General features: G+C 73.6%; 21 protein-coding genes. 13 read left to right on the plus strand and 8 right to left on the minus strand.

Annotated elements, in window-relative coordinates:
- Position 1 precedes the first annotated feature (1 nt).
- Together ACFV3E_RS03670 and ACFV3E_RS03675 are read left to right on the plus strand one after the other, a co-directional pair.
- Positions 2–619, plus strand: a complete 618-nt coding sequence (locus ACFV3E_RS03670; RefSeq protein WP_500368030.1) for a TetR/AcrR family transcriptional regulator — start codon at positions 2–4, stop codon at positions 617–619.
- Positions 620–652: 33 nt separating this feature from the next.
- The gene (locus ACFV3E_RS03675; RefSeq protein ID WP_500533170.1) at positions 653–1,381 is read left to right on the plus strand and encodes an alpha/beta hydrolase family protein; all 729 of its coding nucleotides are present in this window, start codon (positions 653–655) and stop codon (positions 1,379–1,381) included.
- 47 nt (positions 1,382–1,428) lie between these two features.
- Here the strand turns inward: ACFV3E_RS03675 and ACFV3E_RS03680 are convergent, their stop codons facing one another.
- Complete coding sequence (locus tag ACFV3E_RS03680) at positions 1,429–1,971, minus strand: Lrp/AsnC family transcriptional regulator (protein WP_078619887.1); 543 nt, start codon at positions 1,969–1,971, stop codon at positions 1,429–1,431.
- A gap of 149 nt (positions 1,972–2,120) precedes the next feature.
- On the opposite strand from ACFV3E_RS03680, the gene pdhA reads away from it, so the two are divergent.
- The 9 genes from pdhA (at position 2,121) to ACFV3E_RS03725 (ending at position 11,165) form a co-directional block, all read left to right on the plus strand.
- A complete protein-coding gene (pdhA, locus tag ACFV3E_RS03685; protein WP_500533172.1) occupies positions 2,121–3,221 on the plus strand; it encodes a pyruvate dehydrogenase (acetyl-transferring) E1 component subunit alpha in 1,101 nt (366 codons plus the stop codon).
- Positions 3,218–4,243 (plus strand): alpha-ketoacid dehydrogenase subunit beta, encoded by a 1,026-nt coding sequence (locus ACFV3E_RS03690; RefSeq protein ID WP_500533174.1) that lies wholly within the window; start codon positions 3,218–3,220, stop codon positions 4,241–4,243. The genes pdhA and ACFV3E_RS03690 overlap by 4 nt, the downstream gene beginning before the upstream one ends.
- Positions 4,243–5,571 (plus strand): dihydrolipoamide acetyltransferase family protein, encoded by a 1,329-nt coding sequence (locus ACFV3E_RS03695; RefSeq protein WP_500533175.1) that lies wholly within the window; start codon positions 4,243–4,245, stop codon positions 5,569–5,571. The genes ACFV3E_RS03690 and ACFV3E_RS03695 overlap by 1 nt, the downstream gene beginning before the upstream one ends.
- 28 nt (positions 5,572–5,599) lie before the next feature.
- Positions 5,600–6,529, plus strand: coding sequence for an NTP transferase domain-containing protein (locus tag ACFV3E_RS03700; RefSeq protein ID WP_500533177.1), 930 nt, complete (start codon positions 5,600–5,602; stop codon positions 6,527–6,529).
- Positions 6,526–7,935: a molybdopterin molybdotransferase MoeA gene (locus ACFV3E_RS03705; protein ID WP_500533178.1), complete on the plus strand. Its 1,410-nt coding sequence runs from the start codon at positions 6,526–6,528 to the stop codon at positions 7,933–7,935. Before ACFV3E_RS03700 ends, ACFV3E_RS03705 begins: the two co-directional genes overlap by 4 nt.
- Entirely contained in the window at positions 7,932–9,002 is a 1,071-nt protein-coding gene (locus ACFV3E_RS03710; RefSeq protein ID WP_500533179.1) for a potassium channel family protein, read from the plus strand. Before ACFV3E_RS03705 ends, ACFV3E_RS03710 begins: the two co-directional genes overlap by 4 nt.
- Positions 9,003–9,012: 10 nt before the next feature.
- Positions 9,013–9,984: an NAD(P)H-quinone oxidoreductase gene (locus ACFV3E_RS03715; protein WP_500533180.1), complete on the plus strand. Its 972-nt coding sequence runs from the start codon at positions 9,013–9,015 to the stop codon at positions 9,982–9,984.
- A gap of 75 nt (positions 9,985–10,059) precedes the next feature.
- A complete protein-coding gene (locus ACFV3E_RS03720; RefSeq protein WP_500368047.1) occupies positions 10,060–10,416 on the plus strand; it encodes a hypothetical protein in 357 nt (118 codons plus the stop codon).
- Between the two features lie 185 nt (positions 10,417–10,601).
- Positions 10,602–11,165: a bacterial proteasome activator family protein gene (locus tag ACFV3E_RS03725; RefSeq protein WP_499512839.1), complete on the plus strand. Its 564-nt coding sequence runs from the start codon at positions 10,602–10,604 to the stop codon at positions 11,163–11,165.
- 129 nt (positions 11,166–11,294) lie between these two features.
- Here ACFV3E_RS03725 and ACFV3E_RS03730 read toward each other — a convergent pair whose 3' ends face one another.
- Positions 11,295–13,073, minus strand: a complete 1,779-nt coding sequence (locus ACFV3E_RS03730) for a Stk1 family PASTA domain-containing Ser/Thr kinase (RefSeq protein ID WP_500533181.1) — start codon at positions 13,071–13,073, stop codon at positions 11,295–11,297.
- A 245-nt stretch (positions 13,074–13,318) separates the two neighbouring features.
- Here ACFV3E_RS03730 and ACFV3E_RS03735 point away from each other — a divergent pair, with 245 nt between their 5' ends.
- Positions 13,319–14,884, plus strand: coding sequence for a protein kinase domain-containing protein (locus ACFV3E_RS03735; RefSeq protein ID WP_500533182.1), 1,566 nt, complete (start codon positions 13,319–13,321; stop codon positions 14,882–14,884).
- 19 nt (positions 14,885–14,903) lie between these two features.
- Here the strand turns inward: ACFV3E_RS03735 and ACFV3E_RS03740 are convergent, their stop codons facing one another.
- The 3 genes from ACFV3E_RS03740 to ACFV3E_RS03750 form a co-directional block, all read right to left on the minus strand.
- A complete protein-coding gene (locus ACFV3E_RS03740) occupies positions 14,904–15,932 on the minus strand; it encodes a phosphotransferase (protein WP_500368053.1) in 1,029 nt (342 codons plus the stop codon).
- Positions 15,929–16,297 carry a pyridoxamine 5'-phosphate oxidase family protein gene (locus tag ACFV3E_RS03745; RefSeq protein WP_500533183.1) on the minus strand — a complete coding sequence of 123 codons (369 nt, stop codon included), beginning with the start codon at positions 16,295–16,297 and terminating at the stop codon, positions 15,929–15,931. The genes ACFV3E_RS03740 and ACFV3E_RS03745 overlap by 4 nt, the downstream gene beginning before the upstream one ends.
- Before the next feature lie 91 nt (positions 16,298–16,388).
- Positions 16,389–17,189 carry a carbon-nitrogen family hydrolase gene (locus ACFV3E_RS03750; RefSeq protein WP_500533184.1) on the minus strand — a complete coding sequence of 267 codons (801 nt, stop codon included), beginning with the start codon at positions 17,187–17,189 and terminating at the stop codon, positions 16,389–16,391.
- A gap of 131 nt (positions 17,190–17,320) precedes the next feature.
- Here ACFV3E_RS03750 and ACFV3E_RS03755 point away from each other — a divergent pair, with 131 nt between their 5' ends.
- A complete protein-coding gene (locus ACFV3E_RS03755; protein ID WP_500533185.1) occupies positions 17,321–18,151 on the plus strand; it encodes a maleylpyruvate isomerase family mycothiol-dependent enzyme in 831 nt (276 codons plus the stop codon).
- A 15-nt stretch (positions 18,152–18,166) separates the two neighbouring features.
- On the opposite strand, the gene ACFV3E_RS03760 is transcribed toward ACFV3E_RS03755, so the two are convergent.
- The 3 genes from ACFV3E_RS03760 to ACFV3E_RS03770 all read right to left on the minus strand — a co-directional run bounded on the left by ACFV3E_RS03760 (position 18,167) and on the right by ACFV3E_RS03770 (position 20,950).
- Positions 18,167–19,471: an MFS transporter gene (locus ACFV3E_RS03760; RefSeq protein ID WP_500533186.1), complete on the minus strand. Its 1,305-nt coding sequence runs from the start codon at positions 19,469–19,471 to the stop codon at positions 18,167–18,169.
- Complete coding sequence (locus ACFV3E_RS03765) at positions 19,471–20,151, minus strand: GntR family transcriptional regulator (RefSeq protein WP_500533187.1); 681 nt, start codon at positions 20,149–20,151, stop codon at positions 19,471–19,473. The genes ACFV3E_RS03760 and ACFV3E_RS03765 overlap by 1 nt, the downstream gene beginning before the upstream one ends.
- A 94-nt stretch (positions 20,152–20,245) precedes the next feature.
- Positions 20,246–20,950 (minus strand): response regulator, encoded by a 705-nt coding sequence (locus ACFV3E_RS03770; RefSeq protein ID WP_500533188.1) that lies wholly within the window; start codon positions 20,948–20,950, stop codon positions 20,246–20,248.
- Positions 20,951–21,039 lie beyond the last annotated feature (89 nt).

The following is a 21,039-nucleotide window of genomic DNA, read 5'->3' on the forward strand; positions in this document are numbered from 1 at the left end:
CATGACCATGGCACAGCGCGACAGCTCCGCCCCCAAGAGGGACACCTACACCCCGGACTCGCTGCTGGCCGTGGCCGTGACGGTCTTCATCGAGCGCGGTTACGACGGCACGTCCATGGAGCACCTGTCGCGGGCCGCCGGCATCTCCAAGTCCTCGATCTACCACCATGTGCGGGGCAAGGAAGAGCTCCTGGAGCGCGCCGTCGGCCGTGCTCTGGACGGTCTCTTCGGCATCCTGGAGGAGCCCGGAGCGCGCGGCGGGCGCGCCGTGGAGCGGCTGGAGTACGTCACGCGCCGCACCACCGGGGTGCTGATGGCGGAGCTGCCCTACGTCACGCTGCTGCTGCGGGTGCGCGGGAACACCAGGACCGAGCGCGCCGCCCTGGAGCGCCGCAGGGAGTTCGACCACCGGGTCGCCGACCTGCTGAAGTCGGCCGTCGCGGAGGGGGACCTGCGCGGTGACGTGGAGCCCAGGCTCGCGACCAGGCTGCTCTTCGGAATGATCAATTCCATAGTCGAGTGGTACCAGCCGCACACGGCCGGTACCCGGGAGCACGACGACGCCGCGGTCGTGGACGCCGTGGTGCGGCTGGCCTTCGACGGCTTGCGCGTCTCTTGACGCTGGTCCAGACCAACCCTCACGATCAGGGCCATGTCCTTCACCCTCCGTGCCCGCCTGTGCGCCGTCTCAGCCGCCGTCCTGCTGCTCGCCGGGTGCGGAGGGGGTGACGGCGGCGGTCAGGTCGCCGACGCCGCACCGCCGGAGGACTTCGGCTGCCTGACGGCCGCCCAGGCGAAGTCCGGGTCCGTCAGCTACGACGACACCGACGACAACCCCGTGGACGCCTGGTTCGCCGGCAAGGGCGACACCGCCGTCCTGCTGATGCACCAGGCGGACGGCGACATGTGCCAGTGGATGCCGCAGGCCGACCTCCTGCTGAAGGACGGCTACCGCGTCCTGGTCGTCGACTCCAACGGCAGCGAGGTGCCCGAGGTCGTGGGCGGGGTGGCGTTCCTGCGCGCCAAGGGCGCGCGGCACGTCCTGCTGATGGGCGCGTCCAAGGGCGGCACGGCGGTCCTGGAAGGAGCCGCGTCGGTGGATCCGCCGGTCGACGCCGTGGTCTCGCTCTCCGCGCCCGAGACCTACGGGACCATGGACGCGAGCTCCGCGGTGCAGCGGCTGACCGCGCCCGTGCTCTACATGGCGGCGGCGGGCGACACCGCGTTCGCGGAGTCGACCGGGGCGCTGAGCAAGGCCACGAAGAAGGCGGCCGAGAACCGGCTCGACATCGTCAGCGGACCCCAGCACGGCGTGGGCATGCTCACCTACGACCCCAACTGGGCCACCGTGACGGCCTTCCTGCGGAAGTACGCCGGATAGCCGTGCCGGGGAGCCCGCGGGCGGTGCCGGTGGGCGGTGCCGGTGGGTCAGTCGGTCAGCACCCGGTCGGTCTCCTCGAAGACCAGCAGCGTACGGCTGCTGAGCACCTCGGGCACCGCCTGGATGCGGGTGAGCACCAGTTCGCGCAGGCTGCGGTTGTCGGGGGTGTGGACGAGCAGCAGCACGTCGAAGTCCCCGCTCACCAGGGCGATGTGCGCCACCCCCGGCAGCTCCAGCAGCTTCTCCCGCACGGTGCGCCAGGAGTTCTGCACGATCTTCAAGGTGATGTAGGCGGATGCGCCGTGACCTGCGCGTTCGTGGTCGACCCGGGCCGTGAAGCCGCGGATGACCCCGTCCTCGATGAGGCGGTTGATCCGGGCGTAGGCGTTGGCGCGGGACACGTGGACGTGCTCGGCCACCGATCGTATGGACGCCCGCCCGTCCTCCTGCAGGTAGCGCAGGATCGCGCGGTCGATGGCGTCCAGCGGACGCACCGCCGCCGGACCGGTGTCCGGCGCCGCTGCCTGCGGTCCCGGGGCGCCGCCCCGAGAAATTTGGGAATCCGTCACGCCCCCGAGCCTCCCTAGCATGGACGTACTGGCTCCATCTCAGGGTGTGGAGAACCGTTTGTCCACAGGCGGGACACACCTGTAGCCAAAATGCCTCCGGCGACCGAACAATCGGTAGGGGAGCGATACCCGCTCCCCCCACCGAACACGCCCACGAGGAGGTGCTCGCGATGACCGTCCTGGACCAGCACGTCTGGCAACCCCGCACCGACCCGGCGCCGCTGCTGCCCGACCCTGAGCCGTACCGACTGCTCGGCACCCCCGAGGCAGGCGCGCTCGACGCCGGACTGCTGACCACGATGTACGGACAGCTGGTGCGCGGCCGCCGTTACAACCGGCAGGCCACCGCGCTCACCAAGCAGGGCAGGCTGGCCGTCTACCCCTCCAGCACCGGTCAGGAGGCGTGCGAGGTCGCCGCGGCACTCGCCCTGGAGCCCCAGGACTGGCTGTTCCCGAGCTATCGCGACACCCTGGCCGCCGTCGCCCGCGGCGTCGACCCCGTCGAGGCGCTGACGCTGCTGCGCGGTGACTGGCACACCGGCTACGACCCGCGCGAGCACCGGGTCGCCCCGCTCAGCACGCCGCTGGCCACCCAGCTGCCGCACGCCGTGGGCCTCGCGCACGCGGCCCGGCTCAAGGGCGACGACGTCGTCGCCCTGGCCATGGTCGGCGACGGAGGCACCAGCGAGGGCGACTTCCACGAGGCGCTGAACTTCGCCGCCGTGTGGCACTCCCCCGTCGTCTTCCTCGTGCAGAACAACGGCTTCGCCATCTCGGTGCCGCTCGCCAAGCAGACCGCCGCCCCGTCGCTGGCCCACAAGGCCGTCGGCTACGGGATGCCCGGGCGGCTCGTCGACGGCAACGACATCGCGGCCGTCCACGCCGTGCTCGCCGAGGCCGTGGCCCGCGCCCGCGAGGGCGGTGGCCCGACCCTGGTGGAGGCGATCACCTACCGCATGGACGCCCACACCAACGCCGACGACGCCACCCGCTACCGGGAGGACGCCGAGGTCGAGGCCTGGCGCGAGCACGACCCGATCGCCGTGCTCGAGCGCGCCCTGCGCGAGCGCGACCTGCTCGACGACGAGATGGTCCGCGCCACCGAGGAGGACGCGGAGCGGATGGCCGCCGCACTGCGCGAACGGATGAACGAGGACCCGGTCCTCGACCCGATGGACCTGTTCGCACACGTCTACGCCGAGCCCACCCCGCAGCTGCGCGAGCAGGCCGCGATGCTGAGGGCCGAGCTGGAGGCCGAGGCACAGTCATGAGCACCGCCACCACCACGACCCCCGTCGCCACCGGACGCAAGCCGGCCACCATGGCCCAGGCGCTCAACCGCGCGCTGCGCGACTCCCTCGCCGAGGACCCGTCGGTCCACCTCTTCGGTGAGGACATCGGCACCCTCGGCGGGGTCTTCCGGATCACCGACGGCCTCGCCAAGGAGTTCGGCGACAGCCGCTGCACCGACACCCCGCTCGCCGAGGCCGGCATCCTCGGCACGGCCGTGGGCATGGCGATGTACGGCATGCGCCCCGTGGTCGAGATGCAGTTCGACGCCTTCGCGTACCCGGCGTTCGAGCAGCTCGTCAGCCATGTCGCCAAGATGCGCAACCGTACGCGCGGCACCATGCCGCTGCCGCTGACCATCCGGGTGCCGTACGGCGGCGGCATCGGCGGCGTCGAGCACCACAGCGACGCCTCCGAGGCGTACTACGCGCACACCCCCGGTCTGCACGTCGTCACCCCCGCCACGGTGGCGGACGCCTACGGGCTGCTGAGGGCCTCGATCGCCTCCGACGACCCGGTGATCTTCCTCGAGCCGAAGCGGCTGTACTGGTCCAAGGCCGACTGGTCGGCGGACGCGCCGGAGGAGGTGGCCCCCATCGGACGGGCCGTCGTCCGCCGCAGCGGCCGCTCCGCGACGCTCATCACCTACGGCCCGTCGCTCACGGTCTGCCTGGAGGCGGCCGAGGCCGCGGTGCAGGAAGGCTGGGACCTGGAGGTCGTCGACCTGCGCGGCCTGGTGCCCTTCGACGACGAGACGGTCACCGCGTCGGTGCGCCGTACCGGCCGCGCGGTCGTCGTCCACGAGTCCTCGGGCTTCGGCGGTGTGGGCGCCGAGATCGCCGCCCGGGTGAGCGAGCGCTGCTTCCACCACCTGGAGGCCCCGGTCCTGCGGGTCGCCGGCTTCGACATCCCCTACCCGCCGCCGATGCTGGAGCGGCACCACCTGCCCGGCGTCGACCGCATCCTCGACGCGGTCGGGCGCCTGCAGTGGGAGGAGGCGTGATGGCCGTCGTCCGCGAGTTCGCCCTCCCCGACCTGGGTGAGGGGCTGACCGAGGCCGAGATCGTGCGCTGGTTGGTGCAGGTCGGCGACGTCGTCGCCATCGACCAGCCGGTTGTCGAGGTCGAGACGGCCAAGGCCGTGGTCGAGGTGCCCTGCCCCTACGGCGGCGTGGTCACCGCGCGCTTCGGCGAGGAGGGTCAGACCCTCGACGTCGGACGGCCGCTGCTGACGGTCGCGGTCGGCTCCCCCGACGGGCACGCCGTCGGCGCGCCCGCACCCGCCGCCCCGACCGCCTCGGCCGACGGCGACTCCGGATCCGGCAACGTGCTGGTCGGCTACGGCACCAGCGGCCCCGCGGCCCGGCGCCGCCGGGTGCGCCCCGCGCCGGCTGCCGCCGCCCCGGCCCCGGTGCCCGTCCCGGTCCCGGTGGCCGCGGTCGCCGCGCCGGTCGGGCACGAGGGTCCCGTCGCCGTCATCTCCCCCCTGGTGCGGCGCAGGGCCCGTGAGCACGGCCTCGATCTGCGCGCGCTGACGGGCTCCGGCCCCGACGGGCTGATCCTGCGTTCCGACGTGGAGCGGGCCATCACGACCGGGTCCGCGGCGCCGGTCACCGTGGCCGCCGCCGCGGCCCCCGCCGCCGAGGGCACCCGCATCCCGCTGCGCGGCATCCGCGGCGCCGTGGCCGAGAAGCTGGGCCGCAGCAGGCGGGAGATCCCCGACGCCACCTGCTGGGTGGACGCCGACGCGACGGAGCTGCTCGCGGCACGGGCGGCGATGAACGCCGCGGGAGGTCCCAAGGTCTCGGTGCTCGCGCTGTTCGCGCGGATCTGCGCGGCGGCCCTCGCCCGCTACCCGGAGCTCAACTCCACGGTGGACACCGGGCGCGGCGAGATCGTCGTGCTGCCGGAGGTGCACATCGGCTTCGCGGCGCAGACCGATCGCGGTCTGGTCGTGCCGGTCGTCCGGGACGCCCACCGGCGCAGCACCGAGGAGCTGTCGGCGGAGATCGGCCGGCTCACCGAGGCGGCCCGCTCCGGTGGCCTGACCCCGGCCCAGCTGACCGGTGGCACCTTCACGCTGAACAACTACGGCGTGTTCGGTGTCGACGGATCCACGCCGATCATCAACCACCCCGAGGCCGCGATGCTCGGCGTCGGCCGGATCACCCCCAAGCCGTGGGTGCACCAGGGCGAGCTGGCGGTGCGTCAGGTGGTCCAGCTGTCGTTCACCTTCGACCACCGGGTGTGCGACGGTGGCACGGCGGGCGGCTTCCTCCGCTTCGTCGCGGACTGCGTGGAACAACCGGCGGTGTTGCTCCGGGCGGTGTGAACGCGTCACGGTGGGCGATACTCCGGGCATGACTCCGGAGCCAGGTGAGCCGCGTGACCACCTCTCGCCGCCTTCGCCGCGTTCGCCGCGTTCGCCGCACGAGCAGCCCTACGACGCGGTCGTCCTCGCCGGTGGCGCCGCCAGGCGCCTCGGCGGGGCCGACAAGCCGGGGCTGCCGGTCGCCGGGCGCGCGCTGATCGACCGTGTCCTGGACGCGTGCGCGGGCGCGGCCACCACGGTGGTCGTCGGCCCGCGCCGCCCCACCGTCCGCCCGGTGGCCTGGGCCCGCGAGGAACCACCGGGCGGGGGCCCGCTGCCCGCGCTCTCCGCCGGGCTGCGCGAGGTCACCGCGGACGTCGTGCTGGTGCTCGCCGCCGACCTGCCGTTCCTCTCCCGTACGACGGTGGGCGCGCTGCTCGCCGCACTGCGGGGCGGGCAGGGCGAGGACGGGGTCGTGCTCACCGACCCCGACGGCCGTGACCAGACGCTGGCGGCCGCCTACCGCACGGAGGCGCTGCGCCAGCACCTGGCGCTGATCGCCGCCGAGCACGGGACCCTCACCGGGCTGCCGTTGCGTCTGCTCACCGGTGAACTGGCCCTGCGGAGGCTGCCCGACCCCACCGGGCAGGCCTCCTTCGACTGCGACACCTGGGACGACCTCTCCACAGCCCGGGCCCGCATCAGGGAGCATGGGGGCGTGTTGGATGAATGGATCACCGCAGCCAAGGCCGAACTCGGCATCGACCTCGACGTCGACATCCGTATGCTCCTCGATCTCGCCCGGGACGCCGCGCACGGCGTCGACCGCCCCGCCGCGCCGCTGACCACCTTCCTGGTGGGCTACGCGGCGGCCACGGCGGGCGGCGGCGAGCAGGCCGTCGCCGAGGCCGTCAGGCGCGCCGCCGCGCTGGCCGAGCGGTGGGCGAAGGAAGCGGAGAGCGGGGACCCGGGCGCATGAACCTGCCGGGTGCGGCGGGCGGTGCCCGCGACACCGGTGCCGGGGACGCCGCCGACGACGAGTTGGCCGCGGCGCTCGCCCTGGCCAACGGACGGGCCGCCGGCCGGCACGACCCCGTGCAGCCACCCTCCGGCGGCACCGCCCCCGACGGTTCCCGGTCGCCCCTCCCCCGTCCCCACGGGACCCAGGGCGGGACGCACGGCGGGACCCGGGCCGGCGCCCACGGCGGGCACCACGACCTGCCGTGGCCGCGGGCGCGGCGCATCGCAGGCTCCGCCGCGGGACCGCTGGGACGGCTGTCCGTGCCGCTCGGCGCCGCGCTGGGGCACGCGCTGGCCGAGCCGCTGACCGCGCTCACGGACCTGCCCGCCTTCGACACCTCCGCGATGGACGGCTGGGCCGTCGCGGGTCCCGGCCCGTGGCGCACGGAAGGCAGCGTCCTGGCCGGGCAGCGTTCCGCGGTCCCGCTGCTCGACGGCCACGCGACCGTCATCGCCACCGGGGCCGCACTGCCCCCCGGCACGACGGCGGTGCTGCGCCGGGAGCACGGACGCGTCACCGCCGACGGGCACCTGCACGCCACGCGGGGCGGCCCCGAGCCCGGGCAGGACGTGCGGCCCCGCGGCCAGGAGTGCCGTGGCGGCGACGAGTTGCTGACGGCCGGCGTGCTGGTCACGCCCGCGGTGCTCGGCCTGGCCGCGGCGGCGGGCTACGACGAACTGACCGTCACCGCGCGGCCCTCGGTGGAGGTCCTCGTCCTGGGGGACGAGTTGCTGGACGCCGGAGCCCCCGGCGGCGGCCGGGTGCGGGACGCGCTCGGCCCGCTGCTGCCCGCATGGCTCACCGCCCTCGGGGCCGGCACGGTCCGCGCGCGGCGGCTGAAGGACGACGCCGGCCTGCTGCAGGACGCCGTCACCGCGTCCACCGCCGATCTCGTCGTCACCACCGGCGGCACGGCGGGCGGCCCGGTGGACTTCGTCCACCCCGTGCTGGCGCGCATCGGCGCGCGGTTGCTCGTCGACGGCGTCGCGGTCCGCCCCGGTCACCCCATGCTGCTGGCCGAACTGCCCGGTGGTGGCCGCCTGGTGGGCCTGCCGGGCAACCCGCTCGCGGCGGTCTCCGGGGTGCTGACCCTGGCCGTCCCCCTGCTGCGCACGCTCGCGGGCCGCCCGGCCCCGGTGGCGTACGAGGCGCGGCTCAGCGGCGACGTGCACGGCCACCCCACCGACACCCGCCTGGTGCCGGTGGTCGTCGACGAGGAGTCGCAGGCGGCCCCGCTGCACTTCAGCGGTCCTGCCATGCTGCGCGGCATCGCGACGGCCGACGGCATGGCCGTCATCCCGCCCGGCGGATCCGTCAAGGGCGACCGTACGGCCGTCCTGGAGACGGGCTGGGGGCGGCTGTGAGGGACGCGGGCCGCGGACGCACCACCGGGTGGGCGGACGGCGACGTCGTCCACCTGCCCCACAAGAGCGCCGTCGGCCCGCTGCGCCAGGTCGTCCGGCGGCTGCTGATGGCGCTGTTCGTCCTGGTGCTCACCGTGCTGATCGTGTACCTGGACCGGGGCGGCTACCACGACAACGCCGGCGGTTCGATGTCGCTGCTGGACTGCGTCTACTACGCCACCGTCACCCTCTCCACCACCGGTTACGGCGACGTCGTCCCGTACAGCGCGAGCGCGCGGCTGACCAATGTGCTCCTGGTGACGCCGCTGCGCGTGCTCTTCCTGATCATCCTCGTCGGCACCACTCTCGAGGTGCTCACCGAGCGCACCCGCGAGCAGTACCGGCAGCAGCGCTGGAGGTCCACCGTGCGCGACCACACCGTCATCGTCGGATACGGCACCAAGGGCCGTTCCGCGGCCAGGACGCTGACCGGGCACGGCGTGCCCGCCCAGCAGATCGTGGTGGTCGACCCCGACCCCAAGGCGGTGGAGTCCGCGGTCGCCGCCGGGTTCGCGGGCGTCACCGGGGACGCGACCCGCAACGCCGTCCTGCTGCGCGCGGAGATCCAGCGGGCCAAGGAGCTGATCATCGCCGCGCAGCGGGACGACACCGCCGTCCTGGTGGCGCTCACGGCCCGCCAGCTGAGCAAGCGGATCAACATCGTCGCGTCCGTGCGCGAGGAGGAGAACGCCCCGCTGCTCCGCCAGTCCGGCGCCAACGCCGTCGTCACCAGCTCCGGCGCGGCGGGCCGGCTGCTCGGGATGTCGATGCTCAGCCCGAGCGCCGGCGAGGTGATGGAGGAGCTGATCACCTACGGCAGCGGACTGGACCTGATCGAGCGTCCCGTCACCAAGGCCGAGGCCGGGCTCGAGCCGCGGGAGGTCGCCGACCTGGTGGTGGTCGTCAAACGCGGCCACCGGATGCTCGACCACGACAACCCCGAGGCGAGCCCCCTGCAGTTGACCGATCGGCTCATCGTCATCCACAGGACGAGTCAGGACGACCCGTCGCACGTCCCGCAGGGGTAGCGTCGGCCCCATGCATGCGATCACCATCCCCGAACCCGGCGGCCCGGACGCGCTCGTCTGGGCCGAGGTCCCCGATCCCGTACCCGCCGAGGGCGAGGTGCTGGTCGAGGTCGCCGCGACCGCCGTCAACCGTGCCGACCTGCTGCAGCGGCAGGGCTTCTACGACCCGCCACCCGGCGCGTCTCCCTACCCGGGCCTGGAGTGCTCGGGCCGCGTCGCCGCCCTCGGCCCGGGGGTGAGCGGCTGGACCGTGGGCGAGGAGGTGTGCGCGCTGCTCGCGGGCGGCGGCTACGCCGGGAAGGTCGCCGTCCCCGCCGGGCAGCTGCTGCCGGTGCCCAAGGGCGTGGGGCTCGTCGAGGCCGCGGCCCTGCCCGAGGTCGTGTGCACCGTCTGGTCCAACGTCTTCATGGTCGCCCACCTGCGCCCCGGCGAGACGCTGCTGGTCCACGGCGGTTCCAGCGGCATCGGCACCATGGCGATCCAGCTGGCCAAGGCGGTCGGCGCCAAGGTCGCGGTCACCGCGGGCAGCGAGGACAAGCTCGCGAAGTGCCGCGAGCTGGGCGCGGACCTCGGGATCAACTACCGCGAGCAGGACTTCACGGCCGAGGTGCGGGAGGCGTTCGGCGGCGCCGACGTCATCCTCGACATCATGGGCGCGAAGTACCTGGGCCGGAACGTCGACGCCCTCGCGGTCAACGGCAGGCTGGCCGTCATCGGGCTCCAGGGCGGCGTCAAGGGCGAGCTCGACCTCGGCAAGATGCTGGCCAAGCGGGCCGCGATCACCGCGACGTCACTGCGCGGACGGCCGCTGGAGGAGAAGGCGGCCATCGTGGCGGCGGTGCGGGAGCACGTCTGGCCGCTGCTGGAGTCCGGAGTGGTGCGCCCGGTGGTGGACTGCGCCCTCCCGATGAGCGAGGCGGCACAGGCGCACCGGCTGGTCGAGGCCAGCACCCACGTCGGCAAGGTGCTGCTCACGGTCTGAGCCGCCGCCGGACGGCCGGTACGGGCCCGGTGGGCACGACTGGCCGCCCATGACGCTCCGTGTGACGCTGAAAGCATGGAGTTGCGGAAGGTGGTCGTGGCGGCGACGGTGACCGGGGTCGCCCTCCTGGTCACCGGCGCGGCCGCGCCGCCCCCGCCCCATCCGGCGGCGTCCTCCGGGCCGGCCGGCAGCGAGGCCGGCGAGGGGCGCAGGCATCCGGGGCGGGCGGAGCCGCCCGCGACCCCGGGCGACGGCGGCGGCCGGCCCTCCGCGCCGCTCCCCGTCCACGTCGAGGAACCGCAGGACCAGGGCCCGGCCGCCGTCCAGGTGCCCGTGGGACGGGTGCTGGAGGTGCTGCCGCTCGGTGCGGGGCTGGTGCTGATCGGGCTGGGCCTGGGCTTCCTCGGCCTGCGGCTGCGCCGTGGCCGCTGATGGCGTCCGCCCCTGCCCCCGCCCCCGCACACAGGTCCCCGGCACACGTCCACCGGCGGCGCACCGCGCCCGAGTCGCGCACCGGGCCGACCTGGCCGAGGCGGACGAGTGCCGCGCGGGAGGGGTAGCGCGGGGCGGCGGGGGGCACAAATCCCGGAGGGGCGACGGTGCGCGACAATGGCGGCATGGAGATGCCGATGAACGAACGGTCGCAGGAGAGCCCGCAGGTCCTGGTCGTCGGCCCGGACGGGATGGCCCTCGGCGGCGGCGGACACGCCGGCCGCGCCGGAGAAGGCGACGAGCAGCGCGAGGTGCCCGTGACGGAGATGGTCGAACAGCCCGCGAAGGTCATGCGGATCGGCAGCATGATCAAGCAGCTCCTGGAAGAGGTCAAGGCGGCGCCGCTGGACGAGGCGAGCCGGGCGCGCCTGAAGGAGATCCACCACAGCTCCGTGAAGGAGCTGGAGGCGGGGCTCGCCCCCGAGCTCGTCGAGGAGCTGGAGCGGCTCTCGCTGCCCTTCGCCGAGGACGGCGTGCCGAGCGACGCCGAGCTGCGGATCGCCCAGGCACAGCTGGTGGGATGGCTGGAGGGCCTCTTCCACGGCATCCAGACCGCCCTGTTCGCCCAGCAGATGGCCGCCCGCGCCCAGCTGGAGCAGATGCGCCGCGCGCTGCCGCCCGGTGTGGGCCACGAGGGCGACGAGGAGGGGCACGCCCCGGGCGGGGCGCGCACCGGCCCCTATCTGTGAGCGGTCGGCATCAGGACGGTACGTACGCGTAGGTACAGACGGCGGGGACCCGTGGGGTCACCCGCCGTCCGTCGTTGCCCGTTCGTCGTCGCCCGTCCGCCGTCGCCGTGAGGGCACGCCCGGGGCGGGTCAACCGCCCTGGCCGGTGGAGACCCACAGGGTGATCTTGTCCTTCTCCGGCTTGAACGCCGTGTAGGTCTTGGGCTTCTGGTCGACGACCGCGCCCTTCCCGTAGATCTGCTCGTTGCGGTACTTGACCTCGTACTTCCAACCGGCCGCGTCCATGCAGGACTTGACGGAGTCGACGTACTTGGTGAAGAAGTCCGGCATCACCACGGCGTCCGGGTCGTCGCCCAGGTAGCTCTTGGTGGCCTCGGTGCAGCGCGAGGCGTCGATGGTGCGGGTCTGGTCGGCCTGGCTGACGCCCGGCGCGGGTTCGTCATCCGCCGGCTGCGAGGGGGTCTCCTCGCGTGCGGTGGCGGAGGCGCTGCCCCGGGAGTCGTAGGTGGGGGTGCCGCCGGTGTCCCCGGTGTCGCCCTTGCCGCCCATCGACATCGCGATGATGACGACCACGACCACGGCGATCACGGCGACCGTGGCGCCGATGGCGACGACCGCCGTCGAGGCGCCGCCGCCCCTGCGGCCGCCGCCCGCCGGGGTGCCCGGGCGCATCGTGTAGGGCGGGGTGGCGTGCTGCTGCACGGCCTGCCGGTGGGGCTGGTGGGTCTGGTGTTGCGCGTGCGGGGCGTTCTGCGGGTAGCCGTAGGCCGGGCCGGGGCCGGGCGGCGGGGTGTGCGCGGGACCGCCCTGAGCTGCGGTGCCCCAGCGCTGCTGCGGCTGCGGCTGCGGCTGCGGCTGGGGCCGCGGGTAAGGAGCCGGGGCCGGGGCCTGGTACGGGGTCTGCACGTTCGGCGGCGGGGTGCGCAGGTCCCCCTGCACCGGCGGGAAGACCGCGGAGGAGACCTCCTCGCCGCGGCCGCGCGGGCGCGGCCCGCCGCCGATGATCAGCGGTGTGGTGCCGGCGCCGCGCGCCGGCGCGGCGACCCGCTCGGCCTCGTCGCGCATGGTGTCGGCGGTGGGGAAGCGCTCGGCGGGGTTCTTCTTCAGGGCCCGCGCGACGAGCGCGTCGACGCCCGGCTGCACCGCCCGGTTGAGCGCCGACGGGGCCGGCGGGAGCTCCTGGACGTGCTGGTAGGCGATGGACAGCGGGGAGTCGCCGTCGAAGGGCAGCCGTCCGGTGAGCAGCTCGAAGAGCAGACAGCCCACCGAATAGAGGTCGGAGCGTTCGTCCACGCCGCGTCCCAGTGCCTGTTCCGGCGACAGGTACTGCGGGGTGCCGACCACCATGCCGGTCTGCGTCATCGACGAGACGCCGGACTGCATCGCGCGGGCGATGCCGAAGTCCATCACCTTCACCACGCCGCGCTTGGTGAGCATCACGTTGCCCGGCTTGATGTCGCGGTGGACCAGGCCCATGCTGTGGCTCTCGGAGAGCGCCGCGAGCACGTCCGCGGTGATCTTCAGGGCCTTCTCGGTGGGCATGGCCCCGAACTGCGCGATGTCCTCGTCGAGCACCTCGCGCAGCGGCTTGCCCTCGACGTACTCCATGACGATGTACGGCACGAGCGCGCCGTCGACGGTGTCCTCGCCGGAGTCGAAGACCGAGACGATGTTGGTGTGGTTGAGCTTGGCGACGGCCTGCGCCTCGCGCCGGAACCGCTCGCGGAACGACTGTTCCCTGCCGAGGTCGGTGTGGAGCGTCTTGACGGCCACCGGCCGGTCCAGCACCGTGTCGTGTCCCAGGTGCACGGCCGCCATGCCGCCCTGTCCCAGCAGGTCGCGGAGGACGTAGCGACCGTTACCGACCGAACGCCCCGAATGAGTGCCCCGCGTGCCGTCCCCGCTCATCCGTACCCGTCCCCTTGACGATCCCCCTGGGCGCACCGCGCGTACGCACAAGACAGTTGCCCCGATCCTGACCGCCCAGTCTGCCGGACGGCCTGGACAGGTCAAGTTCGTTGACCTGTTCGTCACCGGATGCGTATGAATCCCTTCATCGGGGGCACGGGTGCCACGGGAGCGCGTCCGTCGTGGAACGCGGTAGCGTGGTGCGCCGGAGGACCCTGTACGGCGACGATCGACGGCGAGGACTGATGGCACAGACGACAGCCGCCGGGGGCCCTGACGAGCCCTCTGCCGACGGCCGGGGCGTGCCCGACTCGCCCGAGCTGTGGGGCGCCGCAGGCCTGGTGGGCGACGGCCGCTACCGGCTGACCGGGCGTCTCGGACGCGGCGGCATGGCCGAGGTCTTCGCGGCGGAGGACGTGCGCCTGGGGCGGACGGTGGCCGTGAAGCTGCTCCGCTCCGACCTCGCCGAGGACCCGGTCTCCAAGGCCCGCTTCACGCGCGAGGCGCAGTCGGTCGCCGGGCTCAACCACCATGCGGTGGTGGCGGTGTACGACTCGGGCGAGGACGTCACGCCGGGCGGCACCGTGCCCTACATCGTGATGGAACTCGTGGAGGGCCGCACGATCCGCGACCTGCTGGTGGGTTCCGACGAGCCGCCGCCGGTCGACCAGGCGCTCATCATCGTCTCGGGCGTGCTGGAGGCGCTGGCCTACAGCCACGCGCACGGCATCGTCCACCGGGACATCAAGCCGGCGAACGTGATCATCACCAACACCGGCGCGGTGAAGGTGATGGACTTCGGCATCGCGCGGGCGCTGCACGGCGCCTCGACCACGATGACGCAGACCGGCATGGTCATGGGCACCCCGCAGTACCTGTCGCCGGAACAGGCGCTCGGCAAGACGGTCGACACCCGCTCCGACCTGTACGCCACGGGCTGCCTGCTCTACGAACTCCTCGCGCTGCGGCCGCCGTTCACCGGTGAGACCCCGCTGTCGGTGGTCTACCAGCACGTCCAGGACGAGCCGCGCCCGCCCTCCGAGCTCAGCGACCGGGTGCCGCCGGAGCTGGACGGGCTGGTGCTGCACGCGCTGGCCAAGCAACCGGACGACCGCTTCCAGACCGCCGAGGAGATGCGCGGCGTCGTCCAGTACGCGCTGGCCATGCTGAGCGAGCGCGGCGGTCACACGGGCACCTGGAACACCGGTTACGTGCCCGTGGCGAACGCCGCCCCGACCGCGCCGATGGGCGTCCCCCCGCAGTACGGGCAGCACCACCCGCACACCACCGCGGAGTTGCAGCCGCCCCTGCTGCTCGGTCCGCCCGGCGGTGACGGCGGCGGCCACGGCTACGACGACGGACGGCCCCCGCACGGCGGCGGACGGTGGGTGAAGCCCGTGCTGTTCGTGATCGCGGCGGTGCTCGCGGTCGCGCTCGGCATCTACTTCGCCGTCTCCAAGACCGGCGACAAGACGCCTCCGGCGGAGCAGGTGACGCCCACGCGGTCGCAGCCGGAGAAGCCGACGTCGCAGCCGACCCAGGACGACTCCACGGGCGGTACGCAGGACAGCAGCGGCAGCGTCTCGGAGCAGCCCTCGTACAGCCCGAGCCCCTCCTACACGCAGCCGACCACGCAGGCCCCCTCGGCCCCCGTGACGCCGACGCAGAAGCCGAGCACCCCGGCCACCTCCGCGCCGCCCACGCCGACGCCGACCGCGTCCGAGACCGGCGGCACCGAGGGGACCTCGGGGGACGTGTCCGGCGGCACGGCCGGCACCGAGGGCGCGGACGGCGGCCTCACGGGCGGCTGACCGGCCGCCGACCGCCGGGTCAGCCCGTGAAGGCCTCCAGCACGGCCTCGTACGCCGCGGTCCACCAGACGACCAGGGCGGACGAGGCCGGGAAGAGGGGGTCGGTCCTGCGGTCGTCGAGGACGTAGCGCCAGCGCAGCATCCAGAAGTCGTTGAGCCGTTCCCACCACACCCGGTGCACGGCCGCGGCCAGTTCGTCCCCGGGCACGCCCGCGGCGGCGCGGTAGGCACGGGCGTACGCGCGGATCTTGTCGAGGTCCAGGGCGCCGCCGGGCTGCACGAAGAAGATCACGGCGGCGCGTACCGCCTCCTCGGCGCGCGGCTGCACGCCGAGCCGGTCCCAGTCGACGATGGCGACGGGTTCGTCCTCGCGGTAGAGCAGGTTGAGCGGGTGGAAGTCGCCGTGCACCCAGCCGGACACCGGGCCGGCCGCGTCGGGCGGGCGGCGGTGGGCGTGACGTTCCAGCAGGGCGCGGCGCTCCAGCAGCCGGTGCTCGGCCAGTTCGTCGAAGGTCTCGCGCGGTGCGCTGGCGCGCACCCGCCGCAGCAGCGCGGTGATCAGCGCGTAGGTCAGTTCGGGGTCGGCGCTGGCGTGCCGGCCCGGCTCGGGGGCGGGCTGCACCTGGGCCAGGGTGGTGTGGACGAGACCGAGCAGCGCGCCCAGGCGGCGGGAGTCGGCGGTGGTGAGTTCGCCGCCCTCGCGGTGCCGCCCCTCCACCCACGGGTAGAGCGCGAAGCAGCGGCCGCCGACCACGGCGACGGTGCGGCCGTCGGCGTCGGGCACCGGAGAGGCGACGGGCAGGCCCACCTCGTCCAGCCGCTGGGTCGCCCGGTGCTGGCGGGCGATGACGGCGGAGTCGGCGGTGGCGCCGTCGACGTACAGCTTGAGGAAGTAGCGGCCACTGGTGGTGGCCAGCCGGAATCCTCGGTTCAGTAGGCCCTGGGCAACGGGTTCGCAGGACAGCGGGGCGCCGGCGTCCGTGTATCGGCGCAGCAGGGTGTCCAGTGTCCCGGCGGAGGGCGGCGCCGTTGCCGAACTCCCGATCACCAGGCAGATGCTAGATCATTCCGGTGGTGGACTCGCGGGTCGAGACGTACGTACACATGGCCCGGCTCCCGGCTTGTATCGTTTTGACGATCTGTGCCGAAGAGCGCCCGTTGCGCCGTCGAGGGATGGAAGGCGCGTGCCGTCCCGAGGAACTGCACGGCCCAGCCCGCTTCGACGTCGTCCGCCTGGTAGGACACCACCGTGCCGTCCACGCCCCATGAGCGGTCGGTGCGGATCAGCACGGAGCCGTCGGCGACGACGTGCCGGGCCACGGCGATGTACGGCAGGGCCCCCCGCGTCAGCGCCAGCCGCCCGTACCGGACCTTTCCCAGCAGCGCCAGCGCAGCGCGCCCCTCGAGTTCCATGGGAACCACCTTGCCGGGCCGGCCCCCCGGAGGCGCAGAGCACTCCGCCCCCACCTCCGGGGCCGATGGTCCCTGATGGGGCCATACCGCCTCAACCGGCCGAATCCGGCACCGGCAGGCCCAGCACGCGGTCGCGCAGCACCGGGAAGTCCGCCCGGGTCTTGGCCACCAGGCCGGGGTCGAGGTCGGCGGTGATGACCTCCTCGCCCGGTCCGGCCTCGGCGAGGACGGCGCCCCAGGGGTCGACGACGATGCTGTGCCCGGCAAGCTCCACCCCGGCGTGGGTGCCCGCGGTGCCGCAGGCCACCACGTAGGCCTGCGACTCGATCGCGCGGGCCCGGGCCAGCAGGGTCCAGTGCTCGCGGCGCCGCGCGGGCCAGCCGGCCGGGATTAGGACGACGGTGGCGCCCGCGTCGACGAGCAGCCGGAACTGTTCCGGGAAACGCAGGTCGTAGCAGGTGGCCAGGCCCACGGGGACGCCCTGGACGTCGGTGGTGACGACGCGGTCGCCGCCGTGCATGAGCACGGCCTCGCCCTGGTCGAAGCCGAAGCGGTGGATCTTGCGGTAGGTCTCGCGCAGTTCGCCGTCGGGGGAGAAGAGCAGCGAGGTGTTGTACAGCGCGCCGTCGGGGGCGCGCTCGACGATCGAGCCCGCGTGCAGCCACACGCCCGCGTCGAGCGCGGCGGCGCTCATCACCTGCGCGGTGGGGCCCTGGAGCGGCTCGGCCTCTGGCTGGAAAAGATCGGCGGCGAAGGCGCCGACCGGCCACAGTTCGGGCAGGACGACCAGGTCCGACCCGGCTTGTCCGCGGACGAGCGACGCGACCCGTTCACGCCGGGCGTCCACCGCTTCGCCGGGGTCGACGTCGATCTGGAGCAGGGAAACGCGCACAGTACCACCGCCCGTGAGTTCGGCATGTTCTTGCGGGCCTACGATCGTCACACGAAAGCACTCCCGTGGTGTCACTGCGCAGCGTAATTTAAGGCGCACACCACGACCGCGCCCGACCGTCGAGGGGTCCCGTGACCGGCACCGTCCACAGCCAGATCCAGCCGTACATCGACGCCTGGACCCACTCCATAGAATCCATAGCCGAGTTGGTCCGCCCCGTTCCGGCGGGCGCCTGGAACCGGCCGACCGAGTGCCCGTACTGGTCCGTGCGCGACATCGTGTCGCACGTGATCGGGTTCGAGTGCGAGCTGCTCGGCGATCCCCGGCCGATCCACACGCTCCCCAGCGACCTGCGGCACATGACCACGGAGCACGCCCGTTACGTGGAGGTGCCGGTCGACAAGCGGCGGCACCACACCGCGCCCGAGGTCGTCGGCGAGCTCGACTACACGATCATCCGCCGGTCCCGGCAGCTGCGGAACGAGACCCGTGGCGCGCAGGACACCGTCCGCGGCCCCATGGGCAAGGAGATGACCCTCGAGGGGCTGCTGAAGTGGCGGGTCTTCGATGTGTGGGTGCACGAGCAGGACCTGCGCCGGGCGCTGGGCGAGCCCGGCAACCTCGACTCTCCGGGCGCTGTCGTCGCCCGGGACCACATCCTCTCCGAGCTGCCCAAGGTGGTCGCCGAGCGCGCGGGCGCCCCGGCGGGTTCCGCCGTGGTGTTCGACGTCCACGGCGAGCTGGAGTTCATGCGGACGGTCCGGGTCGACACCGAGGGCCAGGGCACGATCGACGGCAGCGTCTCGCTCGGCCCCGCGGTCACGCTGACCCTGGACTGGGAGACCTTCGTCCGGCTGACCTGCGGCCGTACCCGCCCGCACGCGGTGGAGTACCGGCTGAAGACCGAGGGCGACCAGGCGCTGGCGGACGCGATCCTGGCGAACATCGCCGTCACACAGTGACGCCGGGGGGAGCGTTCATGTCCCCGCGGGGACGTGGACGCTCTCGACGCGGCTGACGGCGATGCGCTGCCGCTCCAGCCGCGCCGCCCGGCCGCGCAGCCGCAGGATCTGGACCAGGCCCAGCGCCTGCAGGACGAAGACGCTGCTCCACGCCACCCGGTAGTCGCCGCCGCTGGCGTCCAGCAGGACGCCGATGGCCAGCAGCGCGGCCATCGAGGCGGTGAAGCCGCCGATGTTGACGATTCCGGAGGCCGTGCCGAAGCGCTCGGGCGGGTTCGCCGGGCGCGCGAAGTCGAAGCCGATCATCGACGCCGGGCCGCAGGTGCCCAGCACGACGCAGAGCAGCACGAGCAGCCACAGCGGGGCGTGGTCCGCGGGCCAGACCAGGACCACCGCCCACATCACCGCGGTCGCCCCGACGACGCCCAGGGTGAGCGGCATCCGGGCACCGTGGTGGCGGCCGATGATCTGCCCGAAGAGCATCCCGAAGACCATGTTGGCGATCACGACGACCGTCAGCAGGGCGCCGGCCGTCTCGCGGGACAGTCCCTGGGCCTCGACGAGGTACGGCAGGCCCCACAGCAGCAGGAAGACCATCCCGGAGAACTGGGTGGTGAAGTGCGTCCACATCCCCAGCCGGGTGCCGGGCTCCCGCCAGGCGGCGGCGATCTGCCGCTTCACGTAACCGCGTCCGGGGTGCTCCGCGGGTGCCGGCTCGAAGCCCTCGGGGTGGTCCTTCATGAAGGCCAGCACCAGGACGAGGACGAGCGCGCCGCCCAGCGCCGTGCCGACGAAGGTGGGGGTCCAGCCCGCGGAGTGCAGCAGCCGCGCAAGCAGCACGGTGCTCAGCAGGTTGCCCGCCACGCCGAACAGCGCGGCACCCTGCGCGATCATCGGCCCGCGGCGGGCCGGGAACCAGCGCGAGCCGAGCCGCAGCACGCTCACGAAGGTCATGGCGTCGCCGCAGCCCAGCACCGCGCGGGCGGCCAGCGCCGTGCCGTAGGTGTGGGAGAGGGCGAAGCCGAGCTGGCCCAGGGTGAACAGGACGACGCCGATGCTCAGCACCCTCTTGGTGCCGAGGCGGTCGACCATCAGGCCCACGGGTATCTGCATGCCCGCGTAGACCAGCACCTGCAGGATGGAGAAGGTGGACAGCGCCGAGGCGCCGATGTGGAAGCGCTCCGCGGCGTCGATCCCGGCGACGCCGAGGCTGGTGCGGTGCACGACCGCGACCGTGTAGACGAGGGTGCCGATGCTCCAGACCGCGACCGCCCTGGTGCCGCCGGGCGGTTCGCCGGTCGGGGTGGCGCTCGTCGCCATCACTCCCCCCTGGCCAGGTGGTTCACCCAGCTGACGTGCCGTTCGACCAGCGTGGCCGCCAGGGCGGCGTCCCCCGCGCGCAACGCGTGGAGGATCTCGGTGTGTTCGGCGACGTTCTTGGCGATCCGGCCCGGCTCCGCGTGCATCGTCGCCACCCCCATACGCAGCTGACGATCCCTCAACTGGTCGTACAGATGGGCCAGGATGCGGTTGCCCGCGGCGCGCACGATCTCGGCGTGGAAGCAGCGGTCGGCCGCCGCGAAGGCGGCCAGGTCGCCCGTCGCGGCGTGGCCGCGCTGCTCGTCCAGCAGCTCCTCCAGGCGGGTCAGCAGCCGCTGCGGGGCGGGCACCACCTTCATCACCGCGTGGCGCTCCACGAGCAGCCGGGTCTCCACGACGTCCGCGATCTCCTGCGCGGAGACCGGCAGCACCAGGGCGCCCTTCTTCGGGTAGAGCTTCAGCAGGCCCTCGGCCTCCAGGCGCAGCAGTGCCTCGCGGACCGGGGTGCGCGAGACGCCCACGGCCTCGGCCAGCTCGCCCTCGCTCAGGAGGGTGCCGCCCTCGTAGCGGCGGTCGAGGACCGCCTGTTTGACGTGCGTGTAGACCCGCTCGGCGGCGGGCGGCTGCTTGGCGGCCGGCTCGGCGGTGGTGCCGGCGGTCGCGACGGGGCTCCGGGTCATGATGCGCACATCATAGATACAAGACGTATGCACCAGCAGTCCGCGTCCGGCATACGGACTGGTACGTGGGTCGCCGGGGCCGGCGTCCGGAGCGTCAGGATCCGGGCGGACCCGGGCGCTCCCCCGCTCCCGTGTCCGGGCGCGACGAGCCGCCGCTGCGCAGCCGGGCGACGTAGGCGGCGGCCTGGGTGCGCCGCTGCATCCCGAGCTTGGCGAGCAGGGAGGAGACGTAGTTCTTGACCGTCTTCTCCGCGAGGTGCAGCCGGTCGCCGATCTGCCGGTTGGTGAGGCCCTCGCCGATGAGGTCGAGGATCCGCTTCTCCTGGTCGGTCAGGTCGGCGAGGCGGCCCTCCTGGCGTTCCCCGCCGCCGCGCAGGCGCTCCAGGACGCGCGCGGTGGCGACCGGGTCCAGCAGTGACCGGCCGGCGGCGACGTCGCGCACGGCGCCGACCAGGTCGGTGGCGCGGATGTCCTTCAGCACGTAGCCCGACGCGCCCGCCATGATCGCGTCGAAGAGCGCCTCGTCGTCCGCGTAGGAGGTGAGCATCAGGCACGCGACGCCGGGCTGCGAGGAGCGGATCTCCCGGCACACCTCGACGCCGCTGCCGTCCGGCAGCCGGACGTCCAGCACCGCCACGTCGGGCCGCACGGCCGGGATCCGGGCCAGCGCCTCGGCGGCCGTGCCGGCCTCGCCGACGACCTCGATCCCGTCCTCGGCGGCGAGGAGCTCGTGCACCCCGCGCCGGACGACTTCGTGGTCGTCCAGTAGGAAAACCGTGATTACCGACTTTTCGGTCACAACTTCAGCGTTGCACACGCGACCCGCGCCGACCTCTTACGAAGAATCGATCCTCGGGATACCGTGCCGTTGTCCCGGTGGCCTGCGAG

It is taken from the genome of Streptomyces sp. NPDC059718 (assembly GCF_042733315.1).
Lineage (GTDB): Bacteria > Actinomycetota > Actinomycetes > Streptomycetales > Streptomycetaceae > Actinacidiphila.

Excerpts from the sequence above, each read along its gene's own strand:
- ACFV3E_RS03670 (WP_500368030.1), top strand. The coding sequence starts at position 2 with ATGACCATGGCACAGCGCGACAGCTCCGCCCCCAAGAGGGACACCTAC.
- ACFV3E_RS03675 (WP_500533170.1), top strand. The coding sequence starts at position 653 with ATGTCCTTCACCCTCCGTGCCCGCCTGTGCGCCGTCTCAGCCGCCGTC.
- ACFV3E_RS03680 (WP_078619887.1), bottom strand. The coding sequence starts at position 1,971 with ATGCTAGGGAGGCTCGGGGGCGTGACGGATTCCCAAATTTCTCGGGGC.
- pdhA (WP_500533172.1), top strand. The coding sequence starts at position 2,121 with ATGACCGTCCTGGACCAGCACGTCTGGCAACCCCGCACCGACCCGGCG.
- ACFV3E_RS03690 (WP_500533174.1), top strand. The coding sequence starts at position 3,218 with ATGAGCACCGCCACCACCACGACCCCCGTCGCCACCGGACGCAAGCCG.
- ACFV3E_RS03695 (WP_500533175.1), top strand. The coding sequence starts at position 4,243 with ATGGCCGTCGTCCGCGAGTTCGCCCTCCCCGACCTGGGTGAGGGGCTG.
- ACFV3E_RS03700 (WP_500533177.1), top strand. The coding sequence starts at position 5,600 with ATGACTCCGGAGCCAGGTGAGCCGCGTGACCACCTCTCGCCGCCTTCG.
- ACFV3E_RS03705 (WP_500533178.1), top strand. The coding sequence starts at position 6,526 with ATGAACCTGCCGGGTGCGGCGGGCGGTGCCCGCGACACCGGTGCCGGG.
- ACFV3E_RS03715 (WP_500533180.1), top strand. The coding sequence starts at position 9,013 with ATGCATGCGATCACCATCCCCGAACCCGGCGGCCCGGACGCGCTCGTC.
- ACFV3E_RS03720 (WP_500368047.1), top strand. The coding sequence starts at position 10,060 with ATGGAGTTGCGGAAGGTGGTCGTGGCGGCGACGGTGACCGGGGTCGCC.
- ACFV3E_RS03725 (WP_499512839.1), top strand. The coding sequence starts at position 10,602 with ATGGAGATGCCGATGAACGAACGGTCGCAGGAGAGCCCGCAGGTCCTG.
- ACFV3E_RS03730 (WP_500533181.1), bottom strand. The coding sequence starts at position 13,073 with ATGAGCGGGGACGGCACGCGGGGCACTCATTCGGGGCGTTCGGTCGGT.
- ACFV3E_RS03735 (WP_500533182.1), top strand. The coding sequence starts at position 13,319 with ATGGCACAGACGACAGCCGCCGGGGGCCCTGACGAGCCCTCTGCCGAC.
- ACFV3E_RS03745 (WP_500533183.1), bottom strand. The coding sequence starts at position 16,297 with ATGGAACTCGAGGGGCGCGCTGCGCTGGCGCTGCTGGGAAAGGTCCGG.
- ACFV3E_RS03760 (WP_500533186.1), bottom strand. The coding sequence starts at position 19,471 with ATGGCGACGAGCGCCACCCCGACCGGCGAACCGCCCGGCGGCACCAGG.
- ACFV3E_RS03765 (WP_500533187.1), bottom strand. The coding sequence starts at position 20,151 with ATGACCCGGAGCCCCGTCGCGACCGCCGGCACCACCGCCGAGCCGGCC.